Source organism: Nocardia sp. XZ_19_369 (assembly GCF_015355715.1).
Lineage (GTDB): Bacteria > Actinomycetota > Actinomycetes > Mycobacteriales > Mycobacteriaceae > Nocardia.
In genome coordinates this window covers 512,214-528,696 of the sequence record NZ_JACVED010000005.1, presented here as the reverse complement: position 1 = coordinate 528,696, position 16,483 = coordinate 512,214, and the positions used below count along the sequence as shown (strand labels likewise).

Here is a 16,483-nt window from a genome sequence, read left to right as displayed (position 1 = left end):
TGCGTGTCTACCTGTCCAAGCGCCACAGGAACCGGCCTTCCTGATGTGTGACGACTACCTTCGGCGGCAACGGGAGCTGGTGGAATTCGCTCTCGTTCTTGTCCATCTGGTAGCCCGCCGTATTCGGATACAGCAGCAGGTCACCGTGCGCAGGCCGTTGCGGCAGCGGCACTTTGCGCCAGGTGAGGACGTCGTACTCCATGCAGCTCGCGCCGCCGACGCAGCTGGCGATGGGTTGCGCGGCCGGGTCCGTGCGCCGGGGCACCAGGATCGGATCCAGCAGGAACTCGCTGCCTTTCCACTGCTCGGACACGCTCATGCTGAGGCCGTGCACGGTGGTGATGCCGTAGTCGGCGTTCTGCTTGAAGCCGAGGACGGGGAACACGGTGAAGCCCGCATCGATGAGCAGCGCCCGGCCGGGTTCGATGAACAGCTGGATGTCGTTGTCGCGCAGATGGCTTGCCAGTGTGCGACCGTCGAAGCCCGTAGTAAGGATGGCATCCAGCATGTCGGCGCCGGTCGGCTCCTGCGCGTACGGGTAGAACTTCTCGAATCGCTTGCCCGCATGGAACCAGTCGTCGCGCCGGTGGTCCAGGAAAGCCTGCCAATCGTCGTCTCCGACGTAGCGGCAGGCGAAACCGCCACCGATCGAGAGGCTGGTGATCGGCAAGCCTTGCGCTTTCGCCTTGGCGCACAACTGGATCAGGTCGTAAGCCAATTCTGCTCGCGGTGCGACGGCGTAACCATCGAGGTGGAACGAGAGCCCGATCAACTCGATCTGCGGCTGCCACTGCGCACACAGCGTGATCGCGGTATCGAGATCTGTTGCCGACAAGCCGAATCGACTGTGCGGCGCGTTCGGCGGCAACCGCCGCAACAGGATCCGTACCGGCCCCGCACTCCGCGCCATCTCCGCGATCCGGGCCAGCTCGTCGAGGGCGTCGATGGCGACCACGCAGTCGTGCCTGGCGGCCAGCCGCAGCAGCGCATCGGTTTTGGCCGCCCCGGTCACCCCGATGTCGCGACCGCGAATGCCGTGCGCCAGCGCGTGCACCAGCTCCGGCTCGCTGGCGACATCCACGGCACCGTCGAGATCGGCGATGGTGGGCAGCCAGCAGCCCGCCTTGTTCGCCTTCTTGCCGTAGAAGACCTGGCCGCGCACACCGTGTCCGGCCAGGGTTTTCTGGAAGGAGCGCAGGTTCCGGGCGAACTGCTCCGGATAGACGACATGGAACGGGCCGCCGACGGCGTGGTGGATGTCGAAGAGCAGCTGCGGGTCGGTGCGGACCCGGCGCTGCCATTCCTGTTCCAGCGCAGGCAGTGCGGGCAGATCGAGGAGTGCGGCGTTCAGGACCACAGTTCCACCCGCTGTCCACGTCCGGCCGCCACCGCGCGCGTCGCCAGTGCGTGCGCAACCGGGATGTCGGTGATGATCATGCCGCTGGCGAATGCGAACACCCGATCGTCGGCGCCGGACCGTCCCGGTGCCCGGCCCGCCACGATGTCGGGCAGTTCGGCATCGATCACCGGCTGCCCCTCCGGTCCCGCCAGCCGGGTGCCGGTGACGCCGAGTTGCCCTGTGCTGGTGGCGATCGCGTAGTCGGCCGCGCGTAAGGCGCCGCTCTCGACACCCTTGCTGGCTACCGAGATCAGCAGCCCGCCCGGTGGCAGCCATTCGGTGCGCACCTTGGGATGCGCGGCCCGGCCGGAGGCGACGACGACGATGTCGGACTCGGCGACCGCCGCGGGCACGTCGTCGACCAGTTCGATGTCCCGGTCCGGGAACCAGCGTTGCAGTGCCGCAATGCTTTCCGCGATGCCGACCGGGTGGGTGCCGAACAACCGCAGCCGCTCCAGGTTCGGCAGGGCGGTCAGCAAGTACGGCAACGTGTTACGGCCTTGGACGCCGGTGCCGATCATGAGCGCGCTCGTAGCGCCCTCGCGGGCAGCGTGTTTCGCGATGATCGCCGTGGTGGCCGGCGTGCGCGAGGCACCGACGCGCTGGCAGTCCATGAACGCGAACGGGAGCCCGGTGGTGTCGTCGTAGAGGCTGATCGTCGTGTAGTACTTGTCCGCGCTCTCGCTGCCCTGCCGGTAGGAGGTCTTGAAACCGAGCTGGTCGAGCGAACCGTCGTAGCCGAGCATCGAGTACGACACCGCGTCGCGTTCGGTCTTCGGGATCGGCATCATCAGCTTCACCGGGCAGCGGGAATCGCCCTGCGCGAACGCCAGGTAGCCGTCCTCGACCAGGTCGATGACCTCGGCGGGCGGGATGTCGATGTCGGCCAGATCGGTGCGCGTGAGGATGTGCAGTGCGTTGCTCATAGAACTCCGATGTCGTTGTGCGAATCGAGCAGCCGCCCGGACGGCGGCACCCCATCCACCGGGCTACGGGCCGGCGTGCTCGCCACGAATGCCGTTGGGGCAGCACACATCCCGATCCGAGAAAAAGCCATGTCAGCATCGTAGACTATCGGTAATGATTTTCATTAGCATTATAAGTGAATTCGGACACATGCACCGAGTCGGACGCGACATCCCCGCTGATCAGGTGGATCCCGGCGCAATGGCTAACCTCGAGCTAATCTCCTGGCTGTGCCGATCAGGGAGGTGGTCTCGCGCTGCGCGCCGAAGGCGAAGCTGTGGTTGTGGCTCGCCTCCGCCGTCGTGTCCCTGACGCTGGCCGCGGGCACCGTGTACTCCTGGACCCACGCCGGAAGCAGGCACGCGCCGATCGCCGAGAAGGGCGTCACGGTGTCGAGCTACGCCGAAGCGGAAACCGCGGTGACGCCGCATCTCCCCCAGGATCGCGTCGTGCCCCGGGTATCCACCGGCGTGCTGTTGAACGCGCTGCAATTCATCAACGCCCACAACGTGAAAGCCACCGGACATATCTGGCAGCACATCCCGCCCGGATTTCCGGAAGAGATCGAGCCAGGCGTCCTGCTACTCGAGGCCGAGGACCCGCACTGCCCCAAAAAGGTGTTCGAGTATCCACTCGGGGAGAACCACGTGATCGTCTGGTCGTTCTCGACGGTCATCCGGCAGCAGTTCAACTACGAGGACTATCCGCTCGATCACCAGGACATCTGGCTGCGGATGCGCCCGGTCGACATGATCCATCCGGTCCAGCTGGTGCCGTCGTTCGAATCGTTCCCGCCATGGGATGGGCGAGCCCTCAACGGCCTGGATCCCGACCTCGTATTCGGCGATTGGGAACCCGATTACACGGTGTGGAGCCTCAATCGCCAGGAATACAGCATGCTGTCCCACCCGGGACTCTCCAATACCGACGAGCTGTATTTCAACGTCGGCGTCAGCCGCGGCCTGCTCGGACCGATGCTCGGCCGGATCGTGCCGGTGCTACTGCTGGCCGTCCTGATGTTCCTGTCGCTGTTCGTGATCACCACCGACCCCGATCGCCGCCCGATCTCGGGTTTCACCGCCTTCGCGATCATCACCTTCTCGGTGTCGACCGTGCTCGTCGTCGCGGTCAACGACAACGCGGCCCGCACCGAAATCGGCTCCGCGGGCATCTCCTACATCGAGTACTGGTATTTCACCCTCTATGTGATGACCCTGCTCGTCGCACTCAACGCCACCATGTTGTTGCACGGTGCCTTCAACAAAGCCCTCGCCTGGCGCGACAACCTGCTCCCGAAAATCCTGTTCTGGCCACTGTTCACCGGCATCATGTTCGCCGCGACCCTCGGCTACCTCGGGGTCTGACGAACCCGGTCAACGGGTAGCGAGCAACCATCCAGACAACACCTGCAACGACGTCTTCACGACGACGGCTTCCCGCGGCAGTCCATGCACCGGCTACAGCCCGAGCGAGCGCACCAGGTCGAGCATCTCGAGATGGAAAAGCTTTGCGGGGTCCTGTGATTGGGGAACCAGGTGCCCGTAGACCTCCAGCGCGATCAGCCCGTGCATCCGGCCCCACATGCGTAACGCGAGACCGAGTGCGGCAGGGGGCAACTCGGGAAAGTCGGCACGGACGTGGGCGACGAGACCCGCGTCGAAGTCGGACCATGTTGTGTCGCCGCGGTTTTGGTGCTTCTCCGCGCTGGGCCACGCGGCGGCGGTCAGACCGACGAGGCCGGTGCACGCCCGCAATGCGGCGGTCGCGGCGGGTCCACCCGGCGGTGGCTGGTAGCCGGGCACCGGGTCGCCGTAGATGAGCCGGAACTCGGCGGGATGCTGGATTGCCCAGTCGCGCACAGCCTCGCCCCACGCCACGATGCGCCCGGCGGGGTCGTCGACGGGGACCGCGTCGCGCGCGGCCTCGACCCGGTCGACCAGGGCGGTGTACACGTCGGAGATCAGAGTGGAGATCAGATCGTCGCGGGTGGCGTAGTAGCCGTAGATGGCGCCGGCCGTCATGCCCATATCGCGGGCGATGGCGCGCAACGAGACGGCGTCGGGGCCGCCCTCGGCCAATAACCGCAGAGCAACGGCCTTGATCTCACCGGACGCCTGCTCGCGCATGCGCTCTCTGCGACTCTTCACGGCCTCCACCACGGTTGACACTCTACAGCGTTTGGCTACTATCACCCGTGTCGTCACTGAACGGCGTGTAGTAACTGGACAGCGTTTAGGGAGTGGATCGTGGACATCGGGATTTTCGGCGCGACAGGCGTCATCGGCAGTCGCGCCGTCGACGAGGCAACGCGGCGCGGGCATCGGGTGACCGCGTTCAGCCGGGATGCCGGTCGCTTCCCCGCCGAGCGCGGCGCCGTGACGTGGCAGGTCGCCGACTGGCTCGACGCCGACAGCATCGCGGCCGCCATCTCCGGCCTCGACGTGGTGATCAGCGCGGTCAACGCCGGGCACGGCATCGCCGATACCATTTCGCGCGCAGGCGATTTCGTGGTCGGGGCGCAGGCGATGGTCCGTGCGCTCGAACGGCACCCGCGGGTCCGGGTGATCGCCGTCGGCGGCGCGGGCAGTCTGGAGATCGCACCCGGCCTGCAACTGGTCGACACCGGCGCGGATTTCGTGCGCTCCCTCACCGAGGATCTCGGCGTGCCCGCCGAGTACGCCGAGGTCGTGCGGGCATTGCGGGACGCGTTGAACGTCTACCGGCTGTCCAATCGCAACTGGACCTATCTCAGTCCCTCGGCGGGCCGGATCAACCCCGGCACGCGAACGGGGCGCTTCCGCGTCGGCGGCGACCAGCTGCTCATCGCCGCGGACGGGGCACCCGATCTTTCCGCCGAGGATCTCGCCGTCGCCCTGCTGGACGAAGTCGAACAGCCGCGCTACCTCCAGCGCCGCTTCACCGTCGGCTACTGAAGCCGCCGTGCCCTAGCCGGCTGCGGGGGCGCGGCTATCCGAAACCTGTCGTACCCCTCTGCCACAATAGAAACCAGGTCGGACGTCGATCGAGTTGTTGCCCAACGTAATTGGCAACTCGACCGAGGAGGCGCAATGCCCGACGTTCCAGCTTCGATGCCCGACCCGCGTGAACCGATGTTTGTCGATGTCGAGCGGCTGGTCGAGCTGGCGGCTGAGATCGAACGGCATCGGTACCTGTTGCGCGCCGCCGCCGATGGCTATCGGTGGCGGGTCGCGCGGCAGGTGGAACACCTGGATCCGCCGGATCGGGACATGCGCCTCGCGCACGCCGAGCGGTTGATCGACGCCTTGATGATCGATCCGATCCGGCACAACGACCTGGACCTCGACGCCTACCGCGCCGTGCGCGACGGCGCGCCGATCGAGTTCGACGCCGAACGCAGGACCTACGTGCTGCGCAGGCCCGGCCAGGAACCACTGCCGATCCGGCCGGGCCTGCCGGAACATCGCCTCGGCGTGATCGCCCGGCTCGCCGGACTCGGCCTGCGATTGGAGCAGATCCAGGTCGTCGCCCTCACCGCGGCCCAAGCCGTCGGCCCGCTGCGGGCGCCGACCACCACGCCGCAGGTGAACCGTGGCACGACGAAGCCCTCGCGGCGAACCGGTGTCGCCCATCAAGGTGAGCGGAAGCGCCGCGCCGACAACTGACTTCGACGCGTGGCGCCTGCCCGCTGGTCGACCGATCGGCGGCATCGCCCTGGCGCACCCCCGGCCTGCCGCCGCCATGCCGATGCGGTGCGGCGGTCCCCCCACACACCCGGGCCGCCGCACCGCAGGAGGGACGAGGACCTTGCCGGACAGGCTCCCGTCATGACAGTCCCTTGCTAATTTTCCCTCGCTGTTCCTATGCTGACAGGCAGTACCTGGTAGTGACTGTCAGATAGCGATCCCTGGAGGGGCGATGGCACAACCCACCATCCTCGATCGGCCGGAACCGCCCGCGCCGACTCAGCGGTGGGGCGCGGCCGGGCGGTGGGGTGTCGCGATGGCCAGGCATCGCAATCTCGTGCTCGGCGTCTGGCTGCTGCTGGTCGTGGTGTGCGGCGCGGCGTATCCCGCGCTGCACGCCCGGCTCGGCACCCCCGACTATTCGGTGCCGGGCTCCGACTCGGTCGCGGTCGATCATCTTGTCGCGGAACACTTCTCCCGATTCGGCATCGAGCAGGACCTGATCGTCTTCCACTCGGCCGAGGGCACCGTCGATACACCGGCGTACCGCGCGACGATCGATCGGGCGATCACTGCCGCCAGGCAGACCGCGGGCGTCGCCGGGGCCATCGGCCCGTTCGACGGCAATGCCGCCCAGATATCCGCCGACCGGCACACCGCGTTCGGCATCATCGGCGTCGACGGCGACATCTCGGCCCGAGTGCGGGTCGTGCAGGATTTGCGGGCGGCCATCGAGACCGGACCGGGCGCCCCCACACAAGTCATGCTCACCGGCTACGCGCCGATCCAGTCCGAGATGATGCAGATCGAGACCACCGACCTGCAACGCGCGGAAACCCTCGGCATTCCGGTGGCGACGGTGCTGCTGGTGCTGGCACTCGGCGCATTGACCGCAGCTCTGCTACCGATCACGGTGACTGCGGCAGGCATCGCGGTAGCGGTCGGCGCGCTCTTCGGCCTGACGACTTTCCTCGCCTTCGATTCCCTGGTCCTCTCGGTGGCGACGATGATCGCCACCGGCACGGCGATCGACTACGCGATGTTCATCGTCAGCCGCTTCAACGAGGAGCTGACCCGCCGTGGCGTCCGAAACCGCCGCGACCGCAACGCCATTCACGAGGCCGTCGGCGCGGCGATGGACACCACGGGCCGGACGGTGCTTGCCTCCGGGCTCATCGTGATGATCTCGCTGTGCTCGCTGGCCGTCGTCGGGCTGCCGATGCTGAACGGCATCGCCGTCGGCGTGGTCACCGCGGTACTCGCCACCATGACCGCCGCGTTCACCCTGCTACCCGCGCTGCTCGCGACGCTGGGCCCGGCGGTGAATCGCGGAGCGCTGCCCGAGCGGATGCGTCCCGCGGAGGTGCGATCCGCGGCGGCGTCGAGCGCATGGGCGCGGTGGGCGCACACCGTAATGGCCCGTCCGGTGCTGTTCGGCACGGTCGGCGTCGCGCTCCTGATCGTGGCGGCGGCGCCGCTCACCGGCCTGCGCTACGGCGTCGACGTGGGCACCGACGCCCTCACCGATCGTCCGGCCGGGCAGGCGATCGCCCTGGTCGAAAAGAACTTCACCCCCGGCCTGCTCGCACCGATCGAGGTGGTCGCGACCGGCGCGGACGCAGCGCCGTTGACCAGCGCGGCACGCGCGGAAGCCGACCGGTTCATCAGTGAACTCTCCCGTGACCCCCGCATCGCGACCGTGCTGCCGCAGTACGCGGACGGCCGGATGTTCGCGGCCGTCGTCCCGCACGCCGCGTTCGGGTCCACCGATGCCTCCGATCTGGTCACCGATATGCGTTCCCGCGCAGCGGCTCTCGGCGATGCCGAGGTGCGCATCGGCGGCACCACCGCCCTGTTCGTCGATGTGTCCGAACGGATCACCGGTCGATTCCCCTGGGTGATCGCGCTGGTGCTGGCCGTCTCCTTCGCCTTCCTCGTCGCCGCGTTCCGCAGCATCGTGCTGGCGGTGAAGGCGATCCTGTTGAATCTGCTGGCCACCGGTGCGGCACTGGGCATTACGGTCGCGGTGTTCCAGCACGGCATCGGCGAGTCCGCGCTCGGCTTCCACAGCACCGGCTTCCTCCAGATCTATCTGCCGATGCTGGTGTTCGCGGTGTTGTTCGGTCTCTCAATGGATTACGAGGTGTTTCTCATCCGACGGATGAAGGAACACTGGGATGTCCACCACGACAACGCCGCGGCAGTCGCCGATGGGCTGCAACGCACCGCCAGGCCGATCACCGCGGCCGCCGCGATCATGGTCGCCGTCTTCGCCAGCTTCGTGACCGCGAATGTGCTGGAGCTCAAGCAGATCGGGTTCGCGCTCGCGGTCGCCATCGCGATCGACGCGGTGCTCGTGCGGCTGGTGCTGGTGCCCGCGTTCATGCGGCTGTTCGGGCGCTGGAACTGGTGGCTGCCGAAGCGGAAGACGTGACTAGCGGAACATAGTCTCGATCTGGTCGATGATCGATCCGACGGCCTCGGTGTAGACGTCCTTCAGCCGACCCGCGAAACCCGTTCCGGCCCAATGATCCAACGCAGCGACACAACCCCAGACCGCGGTCGCCGCGGCCATCCGTACCCGTAAATCGTTGGGCGCGAAACCGGTTCGTTCGGCGAACAGTGTCCGGAACTGGTCCTCCAGCTCGCGCATCTGCTTGCTCTGGCCGACCTTGATCTCCGGGATCGCCGCCGTATATTGCAGCCGCTGGCGGATGCGCTGCTCCGATTCTTCGGTCAGCAGCGATTCGATCAGCAGCGGGACGAGCATCCGTGCGACGGCGATCAGGCCCGCGGGTTCGACGGTGGTGCCGCCGCCGGCGGTACGGATCGCCTCCAGCACCTTCGGGTCCGCCTCGTCGTGCAGCACGAGCATCTCTTTGGTGCCGAAGTAGCGGTACACCGAGCTGGGCGAGACCCCGGCCGCCGCGGCGACCCGCTCGATGGTGACATTGCGATACCCGTGCTCGTCGAACAGATCCAGCGCGACCCGCTGGATCCGGCTCATCGCCTCGATCTTCCTGCGCTCCCAGGAAGTGGACGGAAGCTCCACAGCGGCATCGGACATCATCGTTCAGAATACCGGGCGGAATCGGTCGTCACGGCCCCGACATGGGCGAAGGCCCCGGTCCAGTGGACCGGGGCCTTCGTCACAGGTGTCTATCAGGCGTTGCCGGAGAGCTTCTCCCGCAGTGCCGCCAGCTGCGCGTCGCTGGCCAGCGAACCGCCGGCCGACTCGGTCGAGCTGGTGGACGAGGAGGACGCCGGCGCGCTGCCGCCGCTCTCGGAGGAGTAATTGGACGAGCCGCCACCGTTCGCGGCCTCGGCCGCGGCGTCGGCCGCCATCTTCTCCATCTGAGCGGTGTGCATCTTGTGGCGACGCTCCGCCTCGGCGTAACGGCCTTCCCACTCTTCGCGCTGCTTGTCGAAGCCCTCGAGCCACTCGTTGGTGTCGGGATCGAAGCCCTCGGGGAAGATGTAGTTGCCCTGGTCGTCGTAGCTGTCGGCCATGCCGTACTTCGACGGGTCGAACTCGGCGTGGTAGTCCTCGTTCGCCTGCTTCAGCGACAGCGAGATCCGGCGACGCTCCAGGTCGATGTCGATGACCTTGACCATCGCGTCGTCGCCGACCGCGACAACCTGGTCCGGGACCTCCACGTGGCGCTCGGCCAGCTCGGAGATGTGCACCAGGCCCTCGATGCCCTCTTCGACGCGCACGAACGCACCGAACGGGACCAGTTTGGTGACCTTTCCGGGCACGATCTGGCCGATCGCGTGGGTCCGGGCGAACTGACGCCACGGGTCTTCCTGGGTCGCCTTGAGCGAGAGCGAAACCCGCTCGCGGTCCAGGTCGACGTCGAGGACCTCGACGGTGACCTCGGTGCCGACCTCGACAACCTCGGAGGGGTGGTCGATGTGCTTCCAGGACAGCTCGGAGACGTGCACCAGGCCGTCGACGCCGCCCAGGTCCACGAAGGCACCGAAGTTGACGATCGAGGAGACCACACCCTTGCGGACCTGGCCCTTCTGCAGCTGGTGCAGGAACTCGCTGCGGACCTCGGACTGGGTCTGCTCGAGCCATGCGCGGCGGGAAAGAACGACGTTGTTGCGGTTCTTGTCCAGCTCGATGATCTTGGCCTCGATCTCCTTGCCGACGTACGGCTGGAGGTCGCGGACGCGACGCATCTCGACGAGCGAGGCGGGCAGGAAGCCGCGGAGACCGATGTCGAGGATCAGGCCGCCCTTGACGACCTCGATGACGGTGCCCTTGACGGCCTCGTCCTTCTCCTTGAGCTCCTCGATCGTGCCCCACGCGCGCTCGTACTGAGCCCGCTTCTTCGACAGGATCAGGCGGCCTTCCTTGTCCTCTTTGGTGAGAACAAGAGCCTCGACCTCATCACCCACGGAAACGACCTCATTCGGGTCGACATCGTGCTTGATGGAGAGTTCGCGGGAAGGGATGACGCCTTCGGTCTTGTAACCGATGTCGAGCAGGACCTCGTCGCGGTCGACCTTGACGATGGTTCCTTCGACGATATCGCCGTCATTGAAGTACTTGATCGTGGCGTCGATGGCGGCGAGGAAATCCTCGGCGGAGCCGATGTCGTTGACGGCTACCTGCGGCGAGGTGACGGTGGTGGGCATATGTCGGTTTGCTCCGGACGGATTGTGGTCGGTTGCGGACATTGGAACTTTCGGTACGCTGGCGAATTCACCGCGGTGGTGTGAAGACGGACACTAGGAACGTACCGCACGTAACGCACGTGAAACTCAGCGCGGGTGGTTTACTCCGGTACGGCTGTACAGAAGGCACTCGCGCGTTCAGCGTACGCGACCTTGGTCCAGGCGGGCAAACCGGTCCGGCCGCCACGCCGGGATACGCTGACGGCGTGTCGGAAGATCGCCATGCAGAGGCAAACACACTGCTCGGAACCGCGGGAACCGCGCGCACCCGGATCGGCTCGGCCGCCAGTCAACAGGCCAGTCGCCGCTGGTGGGACGCCGACGCAGGCCAGTATCACGAGACGCACGCCGATTTCCTCGGCGTGGATTCCCCAGACGGCGAATTCGTCTGGTGCCCGGAGGGGCTGCACGAAGGCGACATGCGATTCCTAGGCGAGGTCGCGGGCAAGCGGGTCCTGGAGATCGGCTGCGGGTCGGCGCCGTGCGCACGCTGGCTGGCCGGGCAGGGGGCACATCCGGTCGGGCTCGATCTGTCGATGGGCATGCTGGCGCGCGGCCGGGACGCGATGGAGCGGGGCGGGCCGCAGGTGCCGCTGATCCAGGCCGGCGCCGAGACCCTGCCCTTCGCCGACGCATCGTTCGACTTGGCCTGCTCGGCGTTCGGCGCGATTCCGTTCGTCGCCGATTCCGCCCAGGTGATGCGCGAGGTCGCCCGAGTACTGCGGCCCGGCGGTCGCTGGGTGTTCTCGGTGAACCATCCGATGCGCTGGATCTTCCCCGACGATCCCGGCCAGGCCGGGCTCACCGCCGCCATCCCCTACTTCGACCGCACTCCTTATGTCGAGGTGGACAGCGAGGGTGAGCCGACCTACGTCGAGCACCACCGCACCATCGGCGACCGGGTCCGCGAAATCGTCGCGGCCGGTTTGCTGGTGGTGGACATCGTCGAACCGGACTGGCCGGAGTGGCTCGACCGCGAGTGGGGTCAGTGGAGCCCGCTGCGCGGCGAGATATTCCCCGGCACCGCCATCTTCGTCACCGAGAAACCTGCGCGATGAAGACGACGGCGTCGGCGCCTGCGAGTGCTGCGGGGCTCAACGGGCCGTAGCGGTGGTCCGTCGAGACGCGCGCGGTGACATCCGAATCGAGGGCTGCGGTGAGTAATCGGGCGGGGAACAGTGCTCGGTCGGTGGTCGCGGCCGCAAGGACAGCGTGCAGGCTGCGCGGATCATCCTGCGGTGCCGGGGCATTCGCGCACTGGCCGTAATCCGCTGCGATGAAGACGTACTCGGTACCGAGGGTCGCCGCCGCGATCGCGCCTGCGCTCCACCAGCGCCACGACAGGTCCTTACCCTCCCAATGGCCCTGCCAGCTCGACTCGGTCCGCTGGAGGTGGCTGTTGTGGGCGAACACCAGACAGGGCCCGCGATGCTTCTCGATGCGGACGATGTCGAGCAGGTTGTCCGCCATCATGCCGTCCCGCAGCCCGAGCAGGATGGCCGCTCGGTCGGGACCGGGAGTAGCCATTGCGGCGTGGTAGCGGAGCAGGCCGTGTGCCATCCGGGCGAGCAGGTACGCGCGCTCGAAGTCGTTGTCGGAGCTGGCTTGTCGCAGACCGGGGGCCTCGGTGGTGTAGACCGCGAGTAGGTCGTCGGCGGCCAGCCGCAGTGTGCGGGCACGATCGGTCTGGCCGATGGAACGGCCCGGGTCCATCATCGCGTCGGGGTTCGTCCAGTCGGCGTCGTCGCCCAGCAGGGTGTCCAGGGTTTCGGCGTCGTGCGGAAGTCGTTCGGCGGGTAGGTGTTCGCGCAGATAGGCGTGTGCGCCGAGCAGCGTGGCTCGGGGGCTCGGCGCAGCGGTGATCTCGGTCGGGGCGTCGAATCCGTAGCAGCGCACCTGGTATAGCGGATCGCGGTCGGCGTTGTAGTCGCGCAGCCAGGCAACCAGCTCGTGGTTGGACGGCCATGCGTCGAAGCCGTGGTTCAAGCCCGCCGCAACAACCTCGGCCAATTCGCCGCGCCCGGTCCGTACATAGTCGTCGACGACAGCCGCTGCGACGCAGTCGATTTCGAGGGCGATGGAGCGGTAGCCGTGGTGTTCGACCAGATACTTCAGGAGTTCGTTGCGCAAGCGCGGGAAGGCCTCGACCCCGTGGGTCGGCTCGCCGAGGCCGAGCAGGGCGGGCGGCCAGTGGAGGGTGTCGAGGAATTGGCCGATGGTCGCGCCGGCTTCGGCGTCGCCGCCGAAGTGGAGACCGATGTCGTGCACGGAGAGTTGCCTGGTCATGCGGTGCCTTTCTGGGTGTTCCATCAGGTACCTTCGACCGTATCGTTGAACAATCGGTTTAGACTTTTCGTCGTGCTGGCTGGTAAATATGCATGTCAACCCTCAAACTAGGGAGATGGCAGCGCGAACTCTGCGGCCCGCCGACCTGGCTCGTGAGCACGGTCTGTCCACCCAGGCGGTCCGCAATTACGAAGACGAGGGAATCCTCCCGGCTGCCGAGCGCAGCGACGCCGGGTACCGCCGATACTCCGAGGCGCACGCTCGCGCGTTGCGCGCGTTCCTGGCCCTGCGGGTGGGTTACGGGCATCAGACATCGGCTGCGATGCTGCGTGCCGCGCATCGAGGCGACGAGGCGGCCCTGTTCCGTCTCATCGACCAGGCGCACGCCGACCTGCTGCACGAACGCAAGACGCTCGACGAGGTCGCCGCGGCCCTCGGCACCCTGGCCGCCGCGCCACGACCGGTCGAGGACCGGTCCCACGGCCTCACCATCGGCGCATTGGCGCATCGCCTCGGCATGCATCCCGCATCGCTGCGCAAGTGGGAAGACGCGGGAATCCTTCGCCCGCACCGCGAACGGGCCACCGGCTACCGGATCTATCCGCCCGACGTCGTGCGCGACGCCCACCTGACCCGGCAACTCCGTCGCGGCGGCTACCCGCTCCCCCGCATCAAACTCTTCGTGGATCACTTACGCGCCGTGGGGGATTCGGACGACCTATCGGATGTGCTCGAGGAATGGCGAACCCGCCTCAACCGACGCAGCCGAGCCATGCTCGCCGCCGCCCCGCACCTCGACGCTTACCTCAGCGCAGACCGGTCTGCCGAAAGGGACGTGGCGGCGACTGAACACGAGTAGGCCCCGCCGACATATTTCCTTCTGCGGCAGGGCTTTTCATAGAGAACCGGTGGCGAAGTTCGCTTCGCCACCGGTCCTCGTGTTCATGATTTAGGTTTTCGGCCCGCCTGTTCGAGCACCAGCCGTAGGGCGAATTCGATTTGGGCATTGATGCTGCGCAGGTCGTCGGCCGCCCACTTCGCGATCGCCTCGTGGACGGCCGGATCGAGCCGTAGCAGCAGCTTCTTGCGCTCAGCCATGGGCTTCGGCGCTCAGTTGTAGAGCGAGCCGGCGTTCACGACGGGCTGGGTGGCTCTGTCACCGCAGAGGACGACCAGCAGGTTCGAGACCATGGCGGCGCGGCGCTCCTCGTCCAGTTCCACCACACCCTGCTCGGTGAGCCGGTCGAGCGCGAGGCTGACCATTCCTACGGCCCCCTCGACGATCTGGGTGCGGGCGGCGACCACCTGGGAGGCCTGCTGACGAACCAGCATGGCCTGGGCGATCTCCGGGGCGTAGGCGAGGTGGGTGATGCGGGCTTCGAGTACCTCGATGCCGGCCAGCATGGTGCGGTCGCGCAGCTCCACGGTGAGCTCCTCGGCCACCTCGCTGCCGTCGCGCAGGCTGGTGCGGGTGTCGTCGTGCGAGTCGTAGGGGTGCGTGGTGGCCAGGTGCCGGACCGCGGCCTCGGACTGGGTCTGCACGTACTCCTCGTAGTCGTCCACGGCGAACGCGGCCTTGAAGCTGTCGACCACCTTGTAGACCACCACGGCCGCGATCTCGACCGGGTTGCCGTCGGCGTCGTTGACCTTCAGCTTCTGCGTCTCGAAGTTACGCACGCGCAACGAGATTCGCTTGCGGTCGGTCAGCGGCAGCACCGAATAGAAGCCCGGGTCGCTCACCGAACCGATGTAGCGGCCGAAGAATTGAACCACCTGCGCTTCGTTCGGGTTCACGATGATCAGGCCGGTCGCCGACAGCAGCAGCACGAGCACCAGGAAACTGGCGACGATCGCGCCGATGAGCGCGGGCAGGTTGCCGTTCTGCGCCGCCGCGACGTAGCCGAGCGCCGCCGCGCCGCCGAACAACAGGGTGAGCACCAGCCACGCCACCAGCACCAAGAAGCCGTTGACGTGTAGTGCGGGCCGAAGCTTCATGACATCCTCCAGGTATCAAAGTGATATCACGAAGATAGCAGACGATGGCGGTTGTTGGCACTACTGATTTCCGGGAGCCGAGCCCTGGGAATTCGAGGCAGAGATTCCCAGGGCGGCGGTGGATCAGCTCGCGGCGGGGCGGATGTTGCGGTTGAAGCGGAACATGTTGCGCGGGTCGTACTTTGCCTTCAGCTGCGCGAGGTGTGCGTAGGTGTCGGGGGCGTATCCGGCGCGGGTTTGGGCCTCGTCGGCCTCGGCGCCCGCACCGTAGAGGAAGTTGAGACTGTGGCCGATGGTCCACGGGGCCAGTGCGGTGCGGATCTTGTCCTTGGCCGCAGTCGTATCGTCGGGGGCGGTGATGATCCGGACGACGTAGGCAGCGTCGCGGTGGTCGACGACAGTGCCGTTCCCGCTCGGGCTGCTCAGCGCCCCGCCGAGGTGGCGGACGTCGACCACCGCGTCGGTGCCGGAGTCCGGCCCTGCGGCAGCGAGCAAGGCGGACAACGTCTCTGGGGTGAATTCGCCGAGCAGTGCGTTGGTGGCGGCGTAGGCGTGCGGGTGATCGGGGTCGCTGTGGATGGTGTGCGATTCGGTGTAGGGCATCGTGCGCAGGTCGTCCTTCAGGCGGTCGCCCACCGCGCGCAGCGGGGCCACCAGCCGTTCGCCTTCCGCGGCAGAACCGTTGAAGGCGACCCGGAACGAGGCCACGTAACGGCCGCGCAGCGGAGCGGGAACCTGCGGGATGTCGGGGAAGGTCAGGGTGGCGACGGTGGAGGTCAGCTCGTCGGGAACTGTTGCGGTCCACTGCCGCCAGACTCCGAGGGCCTGCTCGACCAGCGGGGTGTCGAACACGAGCTGACCGCCGTACACCTCGGTGACGGGCAGCAGCGCCAGCTCGAGCGCGGTGACCACGCCGAAGTTGCCGCCGCTGCCGAGGACCGCGCCGAACAGTTCGTCGCCGGGGACGAGCTTGCGCACGCGTCCGTCGGCGGTGACCAGCTCGATGGCGCGCACCTGCTCGGCGGCATAGCCGAATTCCCTTGCCAACAGGCCGATTCCGCCGCCGAGCAGATAGCCGACGACACCGACGGAAGGCGAGGAGCCGTTCAGCGGCGCGAGGCCGTGCGCCGCAGCCGCCTCGACCAGCGCACCGGCGCGCACGCCGGCGCCGACGCGGGCCGTCTTTGCCTCGGGGTCGATGTCGAGGCCGGTCATCCGGCGAGTGCTGATCAGCACTCCCCCGTCGGCCGCGACCGACAGGCCGTGCCCGGTCGCCTGCGCCGCGACCGGAAGATCCTGCCGCGCGGCATATTCCACCGCGGCGCGGACGTCTTCGGCGTGCACGGCACCGACGACCAGCGCGGGCCGGTGCGTGTACGCGGTCTGAAAGCCGGCGATCTCCTCGTCGTAGCCGGGGTCACCCGGGCGGAAGACCGGGCCGGTGAAGGTGTCGCTGTCGATGGTGTGCGCTTTGGCGTTTCCCATGCCT

Annotated in this window: 15 protein-coding genes; 6 read left to right on the top strand and 9 right to left on the bottom strand. The window is 67.3% G+C overall.

All coding sequences use genetic code 11. The annotated features are described in order from the left end of the window. Positions 1–7 precede the first annotated feature (7 nt). Both IBX18_RS21365 and IBX18_RS21360 read right to left on the bottom strand, forming a co-directional pair. On the bottom strand, positions 8–1,357 hold the full coding sequence (locus IBX18_RS21365; RefSeq protein WP_194835317.1) for an alanine racemase: 1,350 nt from the start codon (positions 1,355–1,357) through the stop codon (positions 8–10). Next, on the bottom strand, positions 1,348–2,325 hold the full coding sequence (locus IBX18_RS21360; RefSeq protein ID WP_194835316.1) for an ornithine cyclodeaminase: 978 nt from the start codon (positions 2,323–2,325) through the stop codon (positions 1,348–1,350). The genes IBX18_RS21365 and IBX18_RS21360 overlap by 10 nt, the downstream gene beginning before the upstream one ends. A gap of 270 nt (positions 2,326–2,595) precedes the next feature. On the opposite strand from IBX18_RS21360, the gene IBX18_RS21355 reads away from it, so the two are divergent. Further along, complete coding sequence (locus IBX18_RS21355; RefSeq protein ID WP_194835315.1) at positions 2,596–3,729, top strand: hypothetical protein; 1,134 nt, start codon at positions 2,596–2,598, stop codon at positions 3,727–3,729. Positions 3,730–3,822: 93 nt separating this feature from the next. Here IBX18_RS21355 and IBX18_RS21350 read toward each other — a convergent pair whose 3' ends face one another. Continuing rightward, positions 3,823–4,512: a TetR/AcrR family transcriptional regulator gene (locus IBX18_RS21350; RefSeq protein ID WP_306796347.1), complete on the bottom strand. Its 690-nt coding sequence runs from the start codon at positions 4,510–4,512 to the stop codon at positions 3,823–3,825. Positions 4,513–4,611: 99 nt separating this feature from the next. Here IBX18_RS21350 and IBX18_RS21345 point away from each other — a divergent pair, with 99 nt between their 5' ends. The 3 genes from IBX18_RS21345 to IBX18_RS21335 all read left to right on the top strand — a co-directional run bounded on the left by IBX18_RS21345 (position 4,612) and on the right by IBX18_RS21335 (position 8,464). Further along, a complete protein-coding gene (locus IBX18_RS21345) occupies positions 4,612–5,298 on the top strand; it encodes an NAD(P)-dependent oxidoreductase (protein ID WP_194835314.1) in 687 nt (228 codons plus the stop codon). Between the two features lie 135 nt (positions 5,299–5,433). Next, the gene (locus tag IBX18_RS21340) at positions 5,434–6,009 is read left to right on the top strand and encodes a hypothetical protein (RefSeq protein ID WP_194835313.1); all 576 of its coding nucleotides are present in this window, start codon (positions 5,434–5,436) and stop codon (positions 6,007–6,009) included. Between the two features lie 253 nt (positions 6,010–6,262). Then, complete coding sequence (locus IBX18_RS21335; RefSeq protein WP_194835312.1) at positions 6,263–8,464, top strand: MMPL family transporter; 2,202 nt, start codon at positions 6,263–6,265, stop codon at positions 8,462–8,464. Here IBX18_RS21335 and IBX18_RS21330 read toward each other — a convergent pair whose 3' ends face one another. Continuing rightward, positions 8,465–9,097, bottom strand: coding sequence for a TetR/AcrR family transcriptional regulator (locus IBX18_RS21330; RefSeq protein ID WP_194835311.1), 633 nt, complete (start codon positions 9,095–9,097; stop codon positions 8,465–8,467). A gap of 95 nt (positions 9,098–9,192) precedes the next feature. Next, positions 9,193–10,674, bottom strand: coding sequence for a 30S ribosomal protein S1 (rpsA, locus tag IBX18_RS21325; RefSeq protein ID WP_194835310.1), 1,482 nt, complete (start codon positions 10,672–10,674; stop codon positions 9,193–9,195). A 245-nt stretch (positions 10,675–10,919) separates the two neighbouring features. On the opposite strand from rpsA, the gene IBX18_RS21320 reads away from it, so the two are divergent. Continuing rightward, entirely contained in the window at positions 10,920–11,771 is an 852-nt protein-coding gene (locus IBX18_RS21320) for a class I SAM-dependent methyltransferase (RefSeq protein WP_194835309.1), read from the top strand. Here the strand turns inward: IBX18_RS21320 and IBX18_RS21315 are convergent. Beyond that, positions 11,749–13,023: an erythromycin esterase family protein gene (locus IBX18_RS21315; RefSeq protein ID WP_228541456.1), complete on the bottom strand. Its 1,275-nt coding sequence runs from the start codon at positions 13,021–13,023 to the stop codon at positions 11,749–11,751. The two genes, IBX18_RS21320 and IBX18_RS21315, sit on opposite strands and share 23 nt — an antisense overlap. 91 nt (positions 13,024–13,114) lie before the next feature. Here IBX18_RS21315 and IBX18_RS21310 point away from each other — a divergent pair, with 91 nt between their 5' ends. After that, positions 13,115–13,858: a MerR family transcriptional regulator gene (locus IBX18_RS21310; protein ID WP_228541455.1), complete on the top strand. Its 744-nt coding sequence runs from the start codon at positions 13,115–13,117 to the stop codon at positions 13,856–13,858. An 83-nt stretch (positions 13,859–13,941) separates the two neighbouring features. Here IBX18_RS21310 and IBX18_RS21305 read toward each other — a convergent pair whose 3' ends face one another. The 3 genes from IBX18_RS21305 to IBX18_RS21295 all read right to left on the bottom strand — a co-directional run bounded on the left by IBX18_RS21305 (position 13,942) and on the right by IBX18_RS21295 (position 16,479). After that, positions 13,942–14,097, bottom strand: coding sequence for a hypothetical protein (locus IBX18_RS21305; RefSeq protein WP_194835308.1), 156 nt, complete (start codon positions 14,095–14,097; stop codon positions 13,942–13,944). Between the two features lie 12 nt (positions 14,098–14,109). Beyond that, the gene (locus IBX18_RS21300) at positions 14,110–14,994 is read right to left on the bottom strand and encodes an SPFH domain-containing protein (protein ID WP_147141528.1); all 885 of its coding nucleotides are present in this window, start codon (positions 14,992–14,994) and stop codon (positions 14,110–14,112) included. A 123-nt stretch (positions 14,995–15,117) separates the two neighbouring features. After that, the gene (locus IBX18_RS21295; protein WP_194835307.1) at positions 15,118–16,479 is read right to left on the bottom strand and encodes an FAD-binding oxidoreductase; all 1,362 of its coding nucleotides are present in this window, start codon (positions 16,477–16,479) and stop codon (positions 15,118–15,120) included. Positions 16,480–16,483: the final 4 nt, after the last annotated feature.

Excerpts from the sequence above, each read along its gene's own strand:
- IBX18_RS21360 (WP_194835316.1), bottom strand. The coding sequence starts at position 2,325 with ATGAGCAACGCACTGCACATCCTCACGCGCACCGATCTGGCCGACATC.
- IBX18_RS21340 (WP_194835313.1), top strand. The coding sequence starts at position 5,434 with ATGCCCGACGTTCCAGCTTCGATGCCCGACCCGCGTGAACCGATGTTT.
- IBX18_RS21335 (WP_194835312.1), top strand. The coding sequence starts at position 6,263 with ATGGCACAACCCACCATCCTCGATCGGCCGGAACCGCCCGCGCCGACT.
- IBX18_RS21330 (WP_194835311.1), bottom strand. The coding sequence starts at position 9,097 with ATGTCCGATGCCGCTGTGGAGCTTCCGTCCACTTCCTGGGAGCGCAGG.
- rpsA (WP_194835310.1), bottom strand. The coding sequence starts at position 10,674 with ATGCCCACCACCGTCACCTCGCCGCAGGTAGCCGTCAACGACATCGGC.
- IBX18_RS21315 (WP_228541456.1), bottom strand. The coding sequence starts at position 13,023 with ATGGAACACCCAGAAAGGCACCGCATGACCAGGCAACTCTCCGTGCAC.
- IBX18_RS21310 (WP_228541455.1), top strand. The coding sequence starts at position 13,115 with ATGGCAGCGCGAACTCTGCGGCCCGCCGACCTGGCTCGTGAGCACGGT.
- IBX18_RS21305 (WP_194835308.1), bottom strand. The coding sequence starts at position 14,097 with ATGGCTGAGCGCAAGAAGCTGCTGCTACGGCTCGATCCGGCCGTCCAC.
- IBX18_RS21300 (WP_147141528.1), bottom strand. The coding sequence starts at position 14,994 with ATGAAGCTTCGGCCCGCACTACACGTCAACGGCTTCTTGGTGCTGGTG.
- IBX18_RS21295 (WP_194835307.1), bottom strand. The coding sequence starts at position 16,479 with ATGGGAAACGCCAAAGCGCACACCATCGACAGCGACACCTTCACCGGC.